The following is a 16,330-nucleotide window of genomic DNA, read 5'->3' on the forward strand; positions in this document are numbered from 1 at the left end:
GTCGAGCCGGAGGTGGGCGATGGATTGGCGTAGCCTGATGTTGCTGGCCCTGTTTGCCTGGGCCTGGGAAGCGCGGGCCGCCGCGCCCGATCCGGTCACCTCGGTGATGTGGGACTACTACCACCAGCGCCTGCTCAACGGTGAGGCCTTCGTCTTCGACGACAAGGTTCGCCTCGAGGTGCCGCCATTCGCCGAGGATGCGCGCCAGGTGCCGATCCAGATCGACGCCAGCGCCTACCGCGGCAAGGTCAAGCGCATTCTGGCCTGGGCCGAGCTCAACCCGATCCCGCGTATTCTCGACTTCGCCCCCGGCGACCACCTGGAACCGAGTCTGGCTATTCGCATCCGTGTCGAGCAGGCCACGCCGATTCGCGCGGCGGTGCTGACCGACGATGGCGTCTGGCATATCGGCTCGGCCCGCGTCGAAGCGGCGGGTGGCGGCTGTACCGCTCCCAGCGTGGTGCGTGCTGAGGCTGGCTGGGAGGAACGCCTGGGCCAGGTGCTGGGCAAGCGCTTCGTACGCGGTGAGGACAGCCGTCTGCGCCTGCAGGTGTCGCACCCGATGGACAACGGCCTGGTCGGCGGCATCCCCGAGTTCTACATCGAAGAAGCCGAGCTGCGCGATGCCGATGGCCAGGTGCTGGGGCGCATCGAGTTGTTCCCCGCTGTCAGCGAGAACCCAACGCTGACCTTTGACCTGCGCGACGACCGGCAGGCCGAAGTCTGGCTGCGCGACAACAACGGCAACGAATTCCGGGCCGCGTTCTGACGACGGTTCTATTCGCCGCGGGGCGCAGCTCCCACAGTAGGCAGCAGCGCTCGCCCTGTCTGTAGGAGCCCCGCCTCGGGGCGAAGCGTTCAGCTAAGCAGATTTCGAGGAGAAAAGCATGCGCTGGATACTGATTCTGCTGGCTCTCGGTACCGGGTTTGCCCAGGCACTCGATTACCACCTGCAACCCCGGCAGATCGCCGAGGGCGTCTGGCTGCTGGAAGGCAGCACCGATAATTTCGCTGCGGACAATGGCGGCAATATCGTCAACGTCGGCTTTATCGAAACTGCGGACGGCGTGGTGGTGATCGATACCGGTCCGTCGCGTCGCTACGGCGAGGCGCTGCGCCAGAGCATCGAGAAAACCACCGGCAAGCCGGTGGTGCGCGTGTTGCTGACTCACCATCATCCCGATCATGTGCTGGGTAACCAGGCCTTCACCGGGGTGCCCATCGCGGTGCTACCCGAGACCACAGGGTTGTTGGCTGAACAGGGCGACGCCATGGCGGAGAATATGTACCGTCTGGTGGGCGACTGGATGCGTGGTACCGAGGTCGTGTTGCCCAGCGAAGAAGTGCGCGAAGGCATGCTGGAGATCGGCGGCAGGCGTCTGCAGTTGTTGGCGCTACACGGCCACACCGGCGCCGATCTGGCGATTCTCGATGAGCGCACGGGTGTCTTGTTTGCCGGCGATCTGCTGTTCTACCAGCGCGCACTGACCACACCGAACAGCCCGGGGCTGGACGTGTGGATGGCCGATCTGGACCGACTCGAAGCAATGCCATGGAAGCAGATCGTGCCCGGCCACGGCCCGGTGACCACCGATGCGGCGCCGTTCGTGCAGATGCGTGATTACCTGGGCTGGCTCGATGGCTTGCTGCGTCAGGGGGCGGAGCAGGGCGCGGAGATGAACGAACTGATCCGCGCGCCCATTCCCGAGCGCTTCGCTCAGGTCAACCTGTCGCGCTATGAACTGATCCGCAGCGTCAGCCACCTCTACCCGCGCTACGAGCTCAATGCCATGGGGCGGGTTGATCGTCAGGATTAGAAACCTGGGGTGTCATCGGTGCGCGCGGCGCACCCTACGCGAACGTCGCCACGGCTTGGTAGGGTGCGCTGCGCGCACCAGCATGTGCTGGAAATACCCTGTGGGAGGGGCTTTAGCCGCGACTTGCGTATAAGGGCGTCGCCGCTAAAGCGCCTCCCACATTACGTCTGGGGCTAAAGCTCTTCGTCATCACGAATCAGCACGTAATGGCGGCCGTGCTCGGTCTCTTCGTGGTCGTAGACGTAATACATCACCACGTCGCCCAGGCTGGACTGCACGGCCACATAGTCACCGCTATCGGGCATGAAGAATTCCCGGGTGGCTGGCTTGGCCAGGCATTCGATATGGGCGCTGACGAAGTGGGTGGGGTCTTCCTCGCCGTAGTAGTCCTCGCGCTGGTGCGCATCCCAATCCTGCGGCGGCTCGAAGGCACCGGTGATCAGGACCTTGGCGTCGCCCAGATCCTGCTCTTCGGTATCCGGGTCCTGCTCGTCCGGGCGATAGACAGTGCAGTCCAGTGCATCGGGATGGTTGAGAATTTCCTGGCGAGGGTGGGGCACGGGCGTCTCCGATCAGAATGTGCGGGCGGCCAAGTGTCGGGCAAAGCCGGGGCCGCCGCAATCGTCATGATCATGGCCTGTGGAGCAGGTATTGCTACCAAGGAACGAGGAAAATCGGCTGGGGGTGCAATTGTTGGGTGACCCGGGTGAGCCAAGAATTTGCGGCAGACCGGGAAAATTTCCCGGCAATAACAATGAACCCGCAGAGGTAGCCGCAATGAAACACGCCGGTCTTCGCCAGCCTTTCCTCCTCACCGCACTCTGTACCGCCATGCTGTTGCCGTCCGCCGCCGCGCTGGCGGTCACCGACGCCGAGATTCTCAAGGACGCCACCACCACCGACGAGATCGTCACCAATGGCCTCGGTCTGCAGGGCCAGCGCTACAGCCCGCTGAACATCCTCAACGATCAGAACGTCAAGGAACTGCGCCCGGTCTGGACCATGTCCTTCGGTGGCGAGAAGCAGCGTGGTCAGCAGGCGCAGCCGCTGATCAAGGACGGGGTGATGTACGTCACCGCTTCCTACTCGCGGGTGTTCGCCGTCGATGCGCGCACCGGGCGTGAGCTGTGGCAGTACGAAGCGCGCCTGCCAGACGATATCCGCCCCTGCTGCGACGTGATCAACCGGGGTGTCGCCCTGTACGACGACCTGGTGATCTTCGGCACCCTCGACGCCAAGCTGGTGGCGCTGAACAAGGACACCGGCAAAGTGGTATGGCGCAAGAACGTCGCCGATCACAAGGCGGGTTACTCCATCACCGCGGCGCCGCTGGTGGTCAACGGCAAGCTGATCACTGGCGTCTCCGGTGGTGAGTTCGGCGTGGTCGGCAAGATCGAAGCCTACGATCCGAAGAACGGTGAGCTGCTCTGGAGTCGCCCGACCGTCGAAGGTCACATGGGCTACGTCTACAAGGACGGCAAGGCCGTCGAGAACGGTATCAGCGGTGGCGAAGCCGGCAAGACCTGGCCGGGCGACCTGTGGAAGACCGGCGGCGCCGCGCCCTGGCTGGGCGGCTACTACGATGCCGACACCAACCTGCTGTTCTTCGGTACCGGCAACCCGGCACCGTGGAACTCGCACCTGCGTCCTGGCGACAACCTCTATTCCTCGTCGCGCCTGGCACTGAACCCGGACGACGGCAGCATCAAATGGCACTTCCAGACCACGCCGCACGACGGCTGGGACTTCGACGGCGTCAACGAGCTGATCTCCTTCGACTATCAGGAAAGCGGCAAGACCGTGAAGGCTGCGGCCACTGCCGACCGTAACGGCTTCTTCTATGTGCTCGATCGCACCAACGGCAAGTTCATCCGTGGCTTCCCCTTCGTCGACAAGATCACCTGGGCCAAAGGCCTGGACAAGAACGGCCGGCCGATCTACGACGACAGCAACCGTCCGGGCTCGCCTAGCGCGAAGGAGAAGGGCACGAGCGTGTTCTCCGCTCCGGCCTTCCTCGGCGCGAAGAACTGGATGCCCATGGCCTACAGCCAGGACACCGGCCTGTTCTACGTGCCGTCCAACGAGTGGGGCATGGACATCTGGAACGAGGATATCGCCTACAAGAAGGGCGCCGCCTACCTGGGTGCCGGCTTCACCATCAAGCCGCTCAACGAGGAATACATCGGCGTGCTGCGCGCCATCGACCCGAAAACCGGCAAGGAAGTCTGGCGCCACAAGAACTACGCGCCGCTGTGGGGCGGCGTGCTGACCACCAAGGGCAACCTGGTGTTCACCGGCAACCCGGAAGGCTACCTGCAGGCGTTCAATGCCAAGACCGGTGAGAAAGTCTGGGAATTCCAGACCGGCTCGGGCGTGATCGGCTCGCCCGTGACCTGGGAAATGGACGGCGAGCAGTACGTTTCGGTGCTGTCCGGCTGGGGTGGTGCGGTACCGCTGTGGGGTGGCGAGGTGGCCAAGCGCGTCAAGCACCTGAACCAGGGCGGCATGCTCTGGACCTTCAAGCTGCCGAAGGAGCTGGTGGCCAAGCGCTGATCGCTTGAGGTGTCAGACGATGGCCGGACTCTGTCCGGCCATCGTCGTTTCTGGCGCCTGCCTGCCAGCGCTGAGCTGCTGCGACATACCACGGGCGAAATTTTCTGGTCGGGAACGCAAGACCAGGCCAACGGGTCTAGCCTTTAGCTTCCACAGCCTCGTGCCTCGCTGCCAAAAGCCCGTGCCAGACAGCTCTACTACCAAATGACTAGGTGATCTATGCCATGGGCGCATACCGAGGTTTTCGGGGGCTTTCTAAGATCGAACCATGACTCGCTTCCCCGATTGGCAGCGGGCTCCGACAACAAGAGAGGTCAGCATCATGATTTACGCGAAACCGGGTACCGCAGGCGCCGTCGTCACCCTCAAACCACGCTACGGCAACTACATCGGCGGTGAGTTCGTCGCTCCGCTCAGCGGCCAGTACTTCAGCAACACCAGCCCAGTCGATGGCTCGGTGATCGGCGAATTCCCCCGTTCCAACGCTGCCGACATCGACAAGGCGCTGGACGCCGCGCATGCCGCCGCCGACGCCTGGGGCAAGACTTCGGTGCAGGAGCGCTCGCACATCCTGCTGAAGATCGCCGACCGCATCGAAGCCAACCTCGAGCTGCTGGCCGTGGCCGAAACCTGGGACAACGGTAAGGCCGTGCGTGAAACCCTCAATGCCGACGTGCCGCTGGCCGCTGACCATTTCCGCTATTTCGCTGGCTGCATCCGCGCCCAGGAAGGCAGCACCGCCGAGATCAACGAAGGCACCGTGGCCTATCACTTCCACGAACCGCTGGGCGTGGTTGGGCAGATCATCCCGTGGAACTTCCCGTTGCTGATGGCCGCCTGGAAACTTGCGCCGGCCCTGGCTGCCGGCAACGCCGTGGTGCTCAAGCCGGCCGAGCAGACGCCGCTGTCGATCACCCTTTTCGCCGAGCTGATCGGCGATCTGCTGCCACCGGGTGTACTCAACATCGTTCAGGGCTTCGGCCGCGAAGCCGGTGAGTCGCTGGCCACCAGCAAGCGCATCGCCAAGATCGCCTTTACCGGTTCGACTCCAGTGGGTTCGCACATCATGAAGTGCGCCGCCGAGAACATCATCCCGAGCACCGTCGAGCTGGGCGGCAAATCGCCGAACATCTTCTTCGCCGACATCATGAACGCCGAGCCGGCCTTTATCGAGAAGGCTGCCGAAGGCCTGGTGCTGGGCTTCTTCAACCAGGGTGAGGTGTGCACGTGTCCGTCGCGCGCCCTGGTGCAGGAGTCGATCTACGACGCCTTCATGGTCGAAGTACTGAAGAAGGTCAAACAGATCAAGCGTGGCAACCCGCTGGACACCGAGACCATGGTCGGCGCCCAGGCTTCGCAGCAGCAGTACGACAAGATCCTCAGCTACCTCGAAATCGCTCAGCAGGAAGGCGCCCAGGTGCTCACCGGCGGTGCGGCCGAGCAACTGCAAGGAGACCTTGCCAGCGGCTATTACATCCAGCCGACCCTGCTCAAGGGCACCAACAAGATGCGCGTGTTCCAGGAAGAAATCTTCGGTCCGGTGATCGGTGTGACCACCTTCAAGGACGAAGCCGAAGCCCTGGCGATTGCCAACGACACCGAGTTCGGCCTCGGCGCCGGCGTGTGGAGCCGCGACATGAACGTCGCCTACCGCATGGGCCGCGCAATCAAGGCCGGCCGCGTATGGACCAACTGCTACCACCTGTACCCGGCGCATGCCGCCTTCGGTGGTTACAAGAAGTCCGGCGTCGGCCGTGAAACCCACAAGATGATGCTCGACCACTACCAGCAGACCAAGAACCTGCTGGTGAGCTATGACATTAATCCGCTCGGCTTCTTCTGATAGCCAGCACACGATCTGCTGCGCGTCGGCCCTACTGCGTTAGAAGCAGGCTCGGAATGCTCATGTACAAAAGTACACTCCGCTTCCTCACCTGCTTCTGCCTTGTAGGTCTCTAGCTCGCAAGATCGTGAGCCGGCTATGTACCAAAGGTGGCGCGCTCGCTCCGGTGCGCCGCCTCTTGCCAGGCGAACAACCCTACCCGGGTGGATCTGCAGGCAGCCATGGGCCTGAACGGCAGCAGATCCTTATCGCGACGCGGCTTCGGCCGCGTTTTTTATTGGCGCATGTTTCAGGCCAGGCGATGACTGGAACCTTCCAGGCGTGAGGCATGCCTACTGATAGCGTCACCTACCAATGCCAGTGCCGATTCATCCCAAAGTACCATTTGGCCTCTTGCCTGGCGGGGGCTTAATGGGGTTGCCGGAATGCCCCGGCTTCATAACAAGAGGACCGCATCATGTGGACTAAACCCGCCTACACCGATCTGCGCATTGGCTTCGAAGTGACCATGTATTTCGCCAACCGTTGATCGCTCCTGGCCCCGGCTCGTCCGGGGCATCCCCGCTGGTGACTTCCATGCATATCCAGATTCTCGGTTCCGCCGCTGGCGGCGGCTTTCCCCAGTGGAACTGCAACTGCCGCAACTGCCGCGGCGTGCGTGCCGGTACCCTGCGGGCGCAGCCGCGCACGCAATCGTCCATCGCCATTTCCGATGACGGTGAGCAGTGGATCCTGTGCAATGCCTCGCCGGACATCCGTGCGCAGATCGAGGCCTTTCCGGCGCTGCAACCAGCGCGCAAGCTGCGTGACACCGCCATCGCCGGCATCGTCCTGCTCGATAGCCAGATCGACCATTGCACCGGTCTGCTTACCCTGCGCGAAGGCTGCCCGCATCAGGTCTGGTGTACCGAGATGGTGCATCAGGACCTGACCACCGGTTTTCCGCTATTCAACATGCTCAGCCACTGGAATGGCGGCCTGCAGCACCAGTTGATCGAGCTGGATGCAAAACCCTTCAGCATTCCCGCCTGTCCGGCGCTGAGCATCACCGCCATTGCCCTGCGCAGCAGCGCGCCGCCGTATTCGCCGCATCGCGGCAATCCGTACCCGGGGGACAACATCGGCCTGTTCATCGAGGACCGTCGCAGCGGCCGCAGCCTGTTCTACGCACCAGGCCTGGGCCAGGTAGACGAGCACCTGCTGGGCTGGATGCGCCGCGCGGACTGCCTGCTGGTCGATGGCACGCTGTGGCGTGACGACGAGATGCGCGTGTGTGAGGTGGGCGACAAGCTCGGCAGTGAGATGGGCCACCTGTGCCAAAGCGGCCCTGGCGGCATGATCGAGGTGCTCGACGGCCTGCCGTCCGCGCGCAAGATCCTTATCCATATCAACAACACCAACCCGATTCTCGACCTGGATTCGCCCGAGCGCACCGAACTGGACGCCCACGGCATCGAGGTCGCGTTCGATGGCATGAGCATCGTTTTGTAGGGTGTTCGGGGCCGTTCAGGTCGCGCGGACCTTAAAGAATGCTGGTGCGCACGGCGCACCCTACGCAACGCGTATCGGAGATACTGATGAGCCAACCTGCCATGACCCCTGCCGAGTTCGAGCAGGCGCTGCGCGCCAAGGGCGCGCTGTATCACATCCATCACCCGTTCCATCGCGCCATGTACGAAGGGCGCGCCACCCGCGAGCAGATCCAGGGCTGGGTGGCCAATCGCTTCTACTACCAGGTCAATATCCCGCTGAAGGATGCGGCGATCCTCGCCAACTGCCCGGATCGCGAAACCCGGCGCGAGTGGATTCAGCGCATCCTCGATCATGACGGTGCGCCCGGAGAAGAGGGCGGTATCGAGGCCTGGCTGCGCCTGGCCGAGTCCGTCGGTCTCTACCGTGATCAGGTGCTGTCGCAGGAGCTGGTGCTGCCCGGCGTGCGCTTCGCCGTCGATGCCTACGTCAACTTCGCTCGTCGCGCCAACTGGCAGGAAGCGGCCAGCAGTTCGCTGACCGAGCTGTTCGCCCCACAGATCCACCAGTCGCGCCTGGATGCCTGGCCGCAGCACTACCCATGGATCGACGCCACCGGCTACGACTACTTCCGCAAGCGTCTGAAAGAGGCGCGCCGCGATGTCGAACACGGCCTGCGCATCACCCTCGAACACTACCGCACGCGCGAAGCGCAGGAGCGCATGCTGCAGATCCTGCAATTCAAGCTCGACGTGCTGTGGAGCATGCTCGACGCCATGAGCATGGCCTACGAGCTGCAGCGTCCGCCGTATCACACCGTGACTGCCGAGCGCGTTTGGCATCGGGGTATCGCCTTATGAGTATCGAGCGAGCGGTGCGCACGGCGCACCTTGAGGCCGAGTCCTTTATAGGGTGCGCCGCACGCACCAGTCAGGAGCCCGAACAATGACTGCTGTCATCCTCCCACCCAGCGTGCCCTCCATCCGCCGCGGCTTTCGCCTGCAGTTCGAGCCGGCGCAAGGTTGCCACGTGCTGCTCTATCCGGAGGGCATGATCAAGCTCAACGACAGCGCCAGCGAGATTCTTCAGCAGGTCGACGGTAAGCGCTCGGTGGCCGAGATCATCGGCAACCTGCACCAGCGCTTCCCCGATGTGCCCGGTATCGACGAGGACATTCTTGCCTTCATGGAGGTGGCCCATGCTCAGTTCTGGATCGAGCTTCGCTAAGGCAGGTCATGAACCAGGGCCACCGCTGTGGCTGCTGGCCGAGCTGACCTACCGCTGCCCGCTGCAGTGCCCGTACTGCTCCAACCCGCTGGACTTCTCCCAGCAGGGCCCAGAGTTGTCGACCGCCGAATGGGTCGAGGTATTCCGCCAGGCCCGTGGACTGGGGGCGGCGCAGCTGGGCTTCTCCGGTGGCGAGCCGCTGGTGCGTCAGGATCTGGCCGAGCTGATCGCAGCGGCGCGCGGCCTGGGCTACTACACCAACCTGATCACCTCCGGCATCGGCCTGACCGAAGCACGTATCGCCGAGTTCGCCGATGCCGGCCTCGATCATATCCAGATCAGCTTCCAGGCTGCCGATGAGGAAGTGAACAACCTGCTGGCGGGCTCGAAGAAGGCCTTCGCGCAGAAACTGGCGATGGCCCGCGCGGTCAAGGCCCATGGCTACCCTATGGTGCTCAACTTCGTCACCCACCGGCACAACATCGACAATATCGAGCGCATCATCGAACTGTGCCTGGAGCTGGAGGCGGATTTCGTCGAGCTCGCCACCTGCCAGTTCTACGGTTGGGCCGAGCTGAACCGAGCCGGGCTGCTTCCGACCCGCGCGCAACTGGAGCGCGCCGAACGCATCACCAATCAGTGGCGCGACAAGCTGGCGGCCGAGAACCACCCGTGCAAGCTGATCTTCGTCACCCCGGACTACTACGAGGAGCGCCCCAAGGCCTGTATGAACGGTTGGGGCAACCTGTTCCTCGACATCACCCCTGACGGCACGGCGCTGCCTTGCCACAGCGCGCGGCAGTTGCCGGTGCAGTTTCCCAACGTGCGCGAGCACAGTCTCGAACATATCTGGCGGCATTCCTTCGGTTTCAACCGCTTCCGCGGTGACGACTGGATGCCCGAGCCGTGTCGTTCGTGCGACGAGAAGGACAAGGATTTCGGCGGCTGTCGCTGCCAGGCCTTCATGCTCACCGGCGATGCCAGTAACGCCGACCCGGTATGCAGCAAGTCGGCGCACCATGGCGTTATTCTCGCTGCACGTCAGCAGGCCGATGAAGCACCGCTTGGGCTGGGTGAACTGCAGTATCGCAACGAGAAGGCCTCACGAATCATATGCAAAGCGTAGGGTGCGCCGTGCGCACCGATCCTGACGCGATCTGGAGCGCCGAGCAGGCTGCAGCCGCCAGTGCCGACTTCGCCGAACTGCACGCTGCCCACGGTGGCGTGTTGTGGGTGGCATTCGACCCACAGTTGGCGCGTTGCGGGCTGTTCTTCTGCCGCAACGGTGTGGTGTGTGAGTTGACCCCGCCAGGGTTCTCCGTGCGCAGCCGCGTCTACGAGTACGGCGGTGGCGCTTGCTGTGCCACGGAGCATGGCGTGGCGTTCGTCAATGAGCGTGATCAGCAGGTCTATCGTATCGATATCGGCTTGGACGGCGGTGCGTACGGCGCACCCTACCTGATCACCAGTCACTCCCACTGCCGTTATGGCGACCTGTCCTTCGTGCCCGCCTGGCAGGCGTTGCTGGCTGTGGAGGAAAGTCATGAAGGCGGCGCGGCGGTGCATCGCCTGGTGCGCATCGGTCTGAACGGCAAGCGTGAGGTACTGGTCGAGGGTGCCGATTTCTATGCGGCGCCGGTGGCTGACCCCACTGGCCAGCGTCTTGCCTGGATCGAATGGGATCGACCACATCAGCCCTGGATCGCCACGCGCCTGTGCCAGCGTGAGTCCGGCGAGCGCACTCGGGTGCTGGCCGGGCAGGGCAGCGATCAGGCCCTGCAGCAGCCGCGGTTCGATGCCCGGGGCCGGTTGTGGGTGTTGAGCGACAAGGCAGGGTGGTGGCAACCCTGTTGCGTCGATGGCGACACAACGTTGCACGCCGAGCCCTATGATCACGCGCCAGCGCCCTGGCAACTGGGCGGTCGAACCTATCTGCCGCTGGAAAACGGCGAGCTTTTACTGACGCGTTTCGAGCAAGGCAAAGGCGTTCTGGTAGGGTGCGCTGCGCGCACCAGCGATCTCGGCGACAACACAATTGTTGAGCACAGCCTGGGCGGCCCCGCGACACCCTATCCAAAGGCGGAGCGGTTGTTGGCCGAAGGGTTTACGCGTTTCCGTAGCCTGGCTGCCGACAACGAACATTTCTACTGCATCGCTGCCGCTCCTGATCGTCTGCCAGCGGTGCTTGCCATTCGCCGCAGCGATGGCGCATTGCAGATGCTGGCTGGCGGCGAGCAGCCGCTGGCGGAAGCACAGCTATCACGACCCCAGCCATTCAGCTGTGGGGTCGGTGAGGGCGAACGCAGCCATGGTTTTTTCTACTCGCCTGCATCAACCGGGGAGCGCCCGCCGCTTTTGATCTTCCTGCACGGCGGGCCGACTTCAGCCAGCTACCCGGTGTTCGATCCGCGTATCGCCTTTTGGACGCTGCGCGGCTTCGCCGTGCTCGACCTCAATTACCGGGGCAGCAGTGGTTACGGTCGTGCTTATCGGTTGCGTCTGGCTGACCAGTGGGGCGAGCTGGAAGTCGAGGACATCCGCGCCGCCATCGACGCACTGGCCGGTGATGGCCGTATCGATGCGCAACGTGTGTTCGTGCGCGGTGGTAGTGCTGGCGGCTTCAGCGCGCTGCGTGCTCTGGCCGAGCTGCCGCAGTTACGTGGCGGCGCCAGCCTCTATGGTGTCAGCGACCCGCTGGCGCTGCGCCGGCTGACCCACAAGTTCGAGGCGGATTATCTCGACTGGCTGATCGGCGACCCCGAGCAGGATGCCGAGCGCTACCGGGATCGCACACCCTTGTTGCAGGCCGAACGGATCAAGGCACCAGTGATTTTCTTCCAGGGCGCACTGGATGCGGTGGTGGTGCCGAGCCAGACCGAAAGCATGATCGAGGCACTGCGTCAGCGCGGTTTCCCGGTGGAATACCACCTGTTCGCCGAGGAACGCCACGGTTTCCGTCAAGCCACCAACCTGGCCGAGGCTCTGCGCGCTGAGCATGCCTTTTATCAGCGGCTGAGCTGATCGCAGGTCGCATTGCATTAACCCGGCAATGCAGTAGGCTGATCGCCATTCCATAACAATAAATTTCAGGCCGTTGTATGAGCCACGAATTGAATCAGCTGCGAAAGTTCGTTTCCCCCGAGATCATCTTTGGCGCCGGCTCCCGGCATAACGTCGGCAATTACGCCAAGACCTTCGGTGCACGCAAGGTGCTGGTCGTCTCCGATCCCGGTGTAGTCGCCGCGGGCTGGGCTGGCGATGTCGAGGCGAGCCTGCAGGTCCAGGGCATCGCCTACTGCCTGTACACCAAGGTGTCGCCCAACCCGCGCGTGGAAGAGGTGATGGAGGGCGCCGAGCTGTATCGCAGCGAGGGTTGCAACGTCATCGTCGCGGTCGGTGGCGGCAGCCCGATGGACTGCGCCAAGGGCATCGGCATCGTCGTCGCCCACGGTCGCAGCATTCTCGAATTCGAAGGCGTGGACACCATTCGCGTGCCCAGCCCTCCGCTGATCCTGATCCCGACCACCGCCGGCACGTCGGCCGACGTGTCGCAGTTCGTGATCATTTCCAACCAGCAGGAGCGGATGAAGTTCTCCATCGTCAGCAAGGCAGTGGTGCCGGACGTGTCGCTGATCGATCCGGAAACCACCCTGAGCATGGATCCGTTCTTGTCGGCCTGCACCGGCATCGACGCCATGGTGCACGCCATCGAAGCGTTCGTTTCCACTGGCCACGGCCCGCTGACCGATCCGCATGCGCTGGAAGCCATGCGCCTGATCAACGGCAACCTGGTGCAGATGATCGCCAACCCGGGCGACATCGCCCTGCGCGAGAAGATCATGCTTGGCAGCATGCAGGCTGGTCTGGCGTTCTCCAACGCGATCCTTGGCGCGGTGCACGCCATGAGTCACAGCCTCGGTGGCTACCTCGACTTGCCGCACGGTCTGTGCAATGCAGTGCTGGTCGAGCACGTGGTGGCGTTCAACTACAGTGCGGCGCCGGAGCGTTTCAAGGTCATCGCCGAAACCCTCGGCATCGACTGCCGTGGGCTCAACCATGCGCAGATTCGCCAGCGTCTGGTCGAGCACCTGATTGCCTTCAAGCACGCCATGGGCTTTCGCGAGACGCTCAGCCTGCACGGCGTCAGTACCTCTGACATTCCGTTCTTGTCCAGCCATGCGATGGACGACCCGTGCATCCTCACCAACCCGCGTGAATCGACCCAGCGTGACGTCGAGGTGGTGTATGGCGAGGCGCTCTGACGAAGCGCTTGCCGGGCTGCTGGGGCTCGGCAGCCAGTCGGCGCGCAAGAGTCATTACCCCGAGCTGCTGGCGCGCCTGGAAGAGCTGGAAGTCGAGCGCAATCGCTATAAATGGCTGTTCGAACACGCCGTGCACGGGATCATCCAGGCCAGCCTGCAGGACGGTGTACTGGCGGCCAATCCGGCGATGGCGCGCATGCTCGGTTATGACGACCCGCAGCAGGTGCTATGGTCGCCGGGCGATCTGGCTCGGCACCTGTTCGTCGGCGGCTTCGACGAGCTGGAGGTGATTCGCCAGGGGCTTAGCCAGGGCCAGGCTCTGCTCGGCTACGAGACGCGCCTGCGCAGGCGCGATGGCAGCACCATCGACGTGCTGATGAACCTGCTGCTCAAGCCTGAAGGCGAGGGCATCTTCGAAGGCTTCGTCGCCGATATCACCGAGCGCAAGCAGGCGCAGCAGCGCCTGCAACAACTCAATGACGAACTGGAGCGCCGCGTCGCTGCGCGCACCTTCGAGTTGCTCGAATCCAACCGCAATCTGCAGCGGCAGATCGAGGAGCGCGAGCGCATCGAGCTGGCCCTGCGCGAAGCGCGCGACGCGGCCGAAGCGGCCAACCGCAGCAAGGACAAGTACCTGGCCGCGGCCAGTCATGACTTGCTGCAGCCACTTAACGCGGCGCGCTTGTTGATCTCCACGCTACGTGAGCGTGAATTACCGAGTGCCGAGCAGAACCTGGTGGAGCGTAGCCACCTGGCCCTGGAAGGCGCCGAAGATCTGCTGGCGGATCTGCTGGATATTTCCAAGCTGGATCAGGCGGCGATCAAGCCGGATCTCGATGTCTATCGCCTTGAAGAGTTGCTCGCTCCGCTGGCGTCCGAGTTCGAAGGTGTGGCCTCGGCCAGCGGTTTGCGCCTACGCGCGCGAATTGCCAATTGCGCGGTGCATACCGATTTCCGCTTGCTGACGCGCATCCTGCGCAACTTCCTCAGCAATGCCTGCCGCTACACCGAGCGTGGCGGCGTGCTGCTTGGTGCACGTCGGCGTGGCGCTTTCGTCGAATTACAGGTGTGGGATAGCGGCCGCGGCATCGCGGCCGATCAACTGGACAAGATCTTTCTCGAGTTCAGCCAGCTTGAGGTCGGGCGTGCGGCCGAGCGCAAGGGTGTCGGCCTGGGGCTGGCCATTGTCGAGCGCATCGCGCGCATGCTGGGCTACCCGGTGCAGGTGTACTCGCAGCCAGGGCGTGGTTCGGTCTTCAGTATACGCGTGCCGCTGGCGCAGGAGGCTCCGCGGCGCCAGGCACAATCCGCGACGCAACCGGTTCTCGGCAATCCCCTGCCGGGGAGGCGCCTGTTGGTGATCGATAACGAAGTCGACATCCTGCACAGCATGCAGGCGCTGCTCGGGCAGTGGGGCTGCGAGGTGGTCACGGCGGTCGATTTGAGCGAGGCCCTGCAGCGTCTGCAGGGCAGGGCGCCAGAGGTGATTCTGGCGGATTTTCACCTCGATCACGGGGTGCTCGGTTGTCAGGTGATTCAGCAGCTACGTGATGAGTTTTCCAGTCCGATTCCGGCGCTGATCATCAGCGCCGATCGCAGCGATGACTGTCGTCGCGAATTGCAGGCGCTGGGTGCGCCTTTGCTGAACAAACCGGTCAAGCCGGGCAAGCTGCGTGCGGTGCTCAGTCAGCTTTTGATGGAAACGTGAACGCGCGCAGACTGGTGGAGTGAACCTGAGCGATTTGGATGCTGTCTATTGGCTACCTCGTCCCTCAGGAGATAACCACAATGACAATTTCCATGAACCCCGTTATGCGCCGTCTGGCGGCTATTACCGCGCTGTTTCACCTGCTGCTGGTGGTCCAGATTCCTGCCGCGAATGCGGCGATGGTCGGCACTCACGAGGTGATCGCCGAGCAGCAGCACAAGGTGGATCAGGAACAGTTGATGGCCATGCTCGATGACGAGCAGGTGAAGGAGAAACTGGTATCGATGGGCGTCGACCGTGATCAGGTCGAATCACGTATCGCGAGCCTGACCCCGGCCGAACTGGCGCAGTTCAACCAGCAGTTGGATCAGGCACCAGCCGGTGCGGGTGTGGTCGGCATCATCGTGTTGTTTCTGGTGATCTTCATCATCACTGATATGCTGTGCGCCACCAACATCTTCAATTTCGTCAAATGCATAAATCGCTGATTCGCCTCTGCTGTATCGCATCGATCGTTCTACTCACAGCCTGCGCTCGCTCCCCGGTGTTATCACCGGTGGGCGAGCGTTTGCCTGAGCGGGTGGAGCTCACCGACGTTCCCTTCTTCCCCCAGGACGCCTATCAGTGCGGCCCGGCCGCCTTGGCCACCATGCTCAACCAGCGTGGCGTGCTGACCACGCCTGGTGCGCTCAAGGACAAGGTCTACATCCCCAGCCGTGAAGGCAGCCTGCAGGTGGAGATGGTCGCCGCCGCACGCAATCACGAAATGCTGGTGTATCCGCTGCAGCCACGCCTGGAGGCGGTGCTCGCCGAGGTGGCCGCCGGCAACCCGGTGCTGGTGCTGCAGAACCTGGCATTCGACTGGTATCCGCAATGGCACTTCGCGGTGGTGGTGGGTTACGACCGCCGCGAGCGCACGCTGATTTTGCGCTCGGCCACCACGCGCAGGCTCGAAGACAGCTTCAACAGCTTCGACAGAACCTGGGCGCGCGGTGGGCGCTGGGCGGTAGTGACCCTGCCTCCGGAGCGCTTGCCGGCACAGGCCGACATGCATGTCTGGATGAAGGCTGCCAACGACCTTGAGCAAACCGGCAATGCTCAGCCGGCTCGGCGCGCCTATCGCCGCGCCGCCGAGGCCTGGCCGGAGCAGTCATTGCCGTGGTTCGCCCTGAGTAACAGCCGCTACGCCGATGGCGACCGCAAGGGCGCCGAGCAGGCGTTGCGTGAGAGCCTCAAGCGCGAGCCGGGTTTTGCTGCGGGTTGGTTCAACCTGTCGCAAGTACTGGGTGAGCAGGGCTGTGCTGCTGAGGCGCAGCAGGCCCAGGCCTGCGCACAGCGTCTGGCGCCGGAGGATGGGCGCTTCGCCGCACCGCCGAAAGCCAGTGGTTCTGGTGGGCAGTGTCAGGCCTTACCGGCCTGTCCGTGATGCAAAAGAAAACGGCGCCCGAGG

General features: G+C 63.4%; 15 protein-coding genes. 14 read left to right on the forward strand and 1 reads right to left on the reverse strand.

The window, feature by feature from the left end; translation table 11 throughout:
- Positions 1–19: 19 nt before the first annotated feature.
- Together BLS08_RS22465 and BLS08_RS22470 are read left to right on the forward strand one after the other, a co-directional pair.
- Entirely contained in the window at positions 20–769 is a 750-nt protein-coding gene (locus BLS08_RS22465) for a quinoprotein dehydrogenase-associated SoxYZ-like carrier (RefSeq protein WP_017676582.1), read from the forward strand.
- A gap of 118 nt (positions 770–887) precedes the next feature.
- Positions 888–1,817 carry a quinoprotein relay system zinc metallohydrolase 1 gene (locus BLS08_RS22470; protein WP_017676583.1) on the forward strand — a complete coding sequence of 310 codons (930 nt, stop codon included), beginning with the start codon at positions 888–890 and terminating at the stop codon, positions 1,815–1,817.
- Between the two features lie 173 nt (positions 1,818–1,990).
- On the opposite strand, the gene BLS08_RS22475 is transcribed toward BLS08_RS22470, so the two are convergent.
- On the reverse strand, positions 1,991–2,377 hold the full coding sequence (locus BLS08_RS22475) for a hypothetical protein (RefSeq protein WP_017676584.1): 387 nt from the start codon (positions 2,375–2,377) through the stop codon (positions 1,991–1,993).
- A gap of 217 nt (positions 2,378–2,594) precedes the next feature.
- Here BLS08_RS22475 and BLS08_RS22480 point away from each other — a divergent pair, with 217 nt between their 5' ends.
- The 12 genes from BLS08_RS22480 (at position 2,595) to BLS08_RS22535 (ending at position 16,306) form a co-directional block, all read left to right on the forward strand.
- Positions 2,595–4,370, forward strand: a complete 1,776-nt coding sequence (locus tag BLS08_RS22480; RefSeq protein ID WP_017676585.1) for a methanol/ethanol family PQQ-dependent dehydrogenase — start codon at positions 2,595–2,597, stop codon at positions 4,368–4,370.
- A gap of 322 nt (positions 4,371–4,692) precedes the next feature.
- Entirely contained in the window at positions 4,693–6,213 is a 1,521-nt protein-coding gene (gene exaC / locus BLS08_RS22485) for an acetaldehyde dehydrogenase ExaC (RefSeq protein WP_017676586.1), read from the forward strand.
- A gap of 457 nt (positions 6,214–6,670) precedes the next feature.
- On the forward strand, positions 6,671–6,742 hold the full coding sequence (gene pqqA, locus BLS08_RS22490; RefSeq protein ID WP_003243383.1) for a pyrroloquinoline quinone precursor peptide PqqA: 72 nt from the start codon (positions 6,671–6,673) through the stop codon (positions 6,740–6,742).
- Between the two features lie 47 nt (positions 6,743–6,789).
- Entirely contained in the window at positions 6,790–7,704 is a 915-nt protein-coding gene (gene pqqB, locus BLS08_RS22495; RefSeq protein WP_017676587.1) for a pyrroloquinoline quinone biosynthesis protein PqqB, read from the forward strand.
- 86 nt (positions 7,705–7,790) lie between these two features.
- Entirely contained in the window at positions 7,791–8,543 is a 753-nt protein-coding gene (gene pqqC, locus BLS08_RS22500; protein ID WP_017676588.1) for a pyrroloquinoline-quinone synthase PqqC, read from the forward strand.
- An 85-nt stretch (positions 8,544–8,628) separates the two neighbouring features.
- Complete coding sequence (gene pqqD, locus BLS08_RS22505; protein ID WP_017676589.1) at positions 8,629–8,910, forward strand: pyrroloquinoline quinone biosynthesis peptide chaperone PqqD; 282 nt, start codon at positions 8,629–8,631, stop codon at positions 8,908–8,910.
- Positions 8,882–10,036, forward strand: coding sequence for a pyrroloquinoline quinone biosynthesis protein PqqE (gene pqqE, locus BLS08_RS22510; protein WP_017676590.1), 1,155 nt, complete (start codon positions 8,882–8,884; stop codon positions 10,034–10,036). The genes pqqD and pqqE overlap by 29 nt, the downstream gene beginning before the upstream one ends.
- Positions 10,024–11,931, forward strand: a complete 1,908-nt coding sequence (locus tag BLS08_RS22515) for a S9 family peptidase (protein ID WP_017676591.1) — start codon at positions 10,024–10,026, stop codon at positions 11,929–11,931. The genes pqqE and BLS08_RS22515 overlap by 13 nt, the downstream gene beginning before the upstream one ends.
- 77 nt (positions 11,932–12,008) lie before the next feature.
- Positions 12,009–13,172 carry an alcohol dehydrogenase-like regulatory protein ErcA gene (gene ercA / locus BLS08_RS22520; protein WP_017676592.1) on the forward strand — a complete coding sequence of 388 codons (1,164 nt, stop codon included), beginning with the start codon at positions 12,009–12,011 and terminating at the stop codon, positions 13,170–13,172.
- On the forward strand, positions 13,156–14,880 hold the full coding sequence (locus BLS08_RS22525) for a hybrid sensor histidine kinase/response regulator (protein ID WP_017676593.1): 1,725 nt from the start codon (positions 13,156–13,158) through the stop codon (positions 14,878–14,880). Before ercA ends, BLS08_RS22525 begins: the two co-directional genes overlap by 17 nt.
- A gap of 80 nt (positions 14,881–14,960) precedes the next feature.
- Positions 14,961–15,368, forward strand: coding sequence for a PA2779 family protein (locus BLS08_RS22530; RefSeq protein ID WP_021490532.1), 408 nt, complete (start codon positions 14,961–14,963; stop codon positions 15,366–15,368).
- Positions 15,353–16,306, forward strand: a complete 954-nt coding sequence (locus tag BLS08_RS22535) for a PA2778 family cysteine peptidase (RefSeq protein ID WP_186351536.1) — start codon at positions 15,353–15,355, stop codon at positions 16,304–16,306. Before BLS08_RS22530 ends, BLS08_RS22535 begins: the two co-directional genes overlap by 16 nt.
- Positions 16,307–16,330 lie beyond the last annotated feature (24 nt).

This window comes from Ectopseudomonas chengduensis (assembly GCF_900102635.1).
GTDB classification, from domain to species: Bacteria; Pseudomonadota; Gammaproteobacteria; order Pseudomonadales; family Pseudomonadaceae; genus Aquipseudomonas; species Aquipseudomonas chengduensis.

Excerpts from the sequence above, each read along its gene's own strand:
- BLS08_RS22480 (WP_017676585.1), top strand. The coding sequence starts at position 2,595 with ATGAAACACGCCGGTCTTCGCCAGCCTTTCCTCCTCACCGCACTCTGT.
- BLS08_RS22525 (WP_017676593.1), top strand. The coding sequence starts at position 13,156 with ATGGCGAGGCGCTCTGACGAAGCGCTTGCCGGGCTGCTGGGGCTCGGC.
- BLS08_RS22465 (WP_017676582.1), top strand. The coding sequence starts at position 20 with ATGGATTGGCGTAGCCTGATGTTGCTGGCCCTGTTTGCCTGGGCCTGG.
- pqqD (WP_017676589.1), top strand. The coding sequence starts at position 8,629 with ATGACTGCTGTCATCCTCCCACCCAGCGTGCCCTCCATCCGCCGCGGC.
- pqqB (WP_017676587.1), top strand. The coding sequence starts at position 6,790 with ATGCATATCCAGATTCTCGGTTCCGCCGCTGGCGGCGGCTTTCCCCAG.
- pqqC (WP_017676588.1), top strand. The coding sequence starts at position 7,791 with ATGAGCCAACCTGCCATGACCCCTGCCGAGTTCGAGCAGGCGCTGCGC.
- BLS08_RS22470 (WP_017676583.1), top strand. The coding sequence starts at position 888 with ATGCGCTGGATACTGATTCTGCTGGCTCTCGGTACCGGGTTTGCCCAG.
- BLS08_RS22530 (WP_021490532.1), top strand. The coding sequence starts at position 14,961 with ATGACAATTTCCATGAACCCCGTTATGCGCCGTCTGGCGGCTATTACC.
- pqqE (WP_017676590.1), top strand. The coding sequence starts at position 8,882 with ATGCTCAGTTCTGGATCGAGCTTCGCTAAGGCAGGTCATGAACCAGGG.
- exaC (WP_017676586.1), top strand. The coding sequence starts at position 4,693 with ATGATTTACGCGAAACCGGGTACCGCAGGCGCCGTCGTCACCCTCAAA.
- ercA (WP_017676592.1), top strand. The coding sequence starts at position 12,009 with ATGAGCCACGAATTGAATCAGCTGCGAAAGTTCGTTTCCCCCGAGATC.
- BLS08_RS22535 (WP_186351536.1), top strand. The coding sequence starts at position 15,353 with ATGCATAAATCGCTGATTCGCCTCTGCTGTATCGCATCGATCGTTCTA.
- BLS08_RS22515 (WP_017676591.1), top strand. The coding sequence starts at position 10,024 with ATGCAAAGCGTAGGGTGCGCCGTGCGCACCGATCCTGACGCGATCTGG.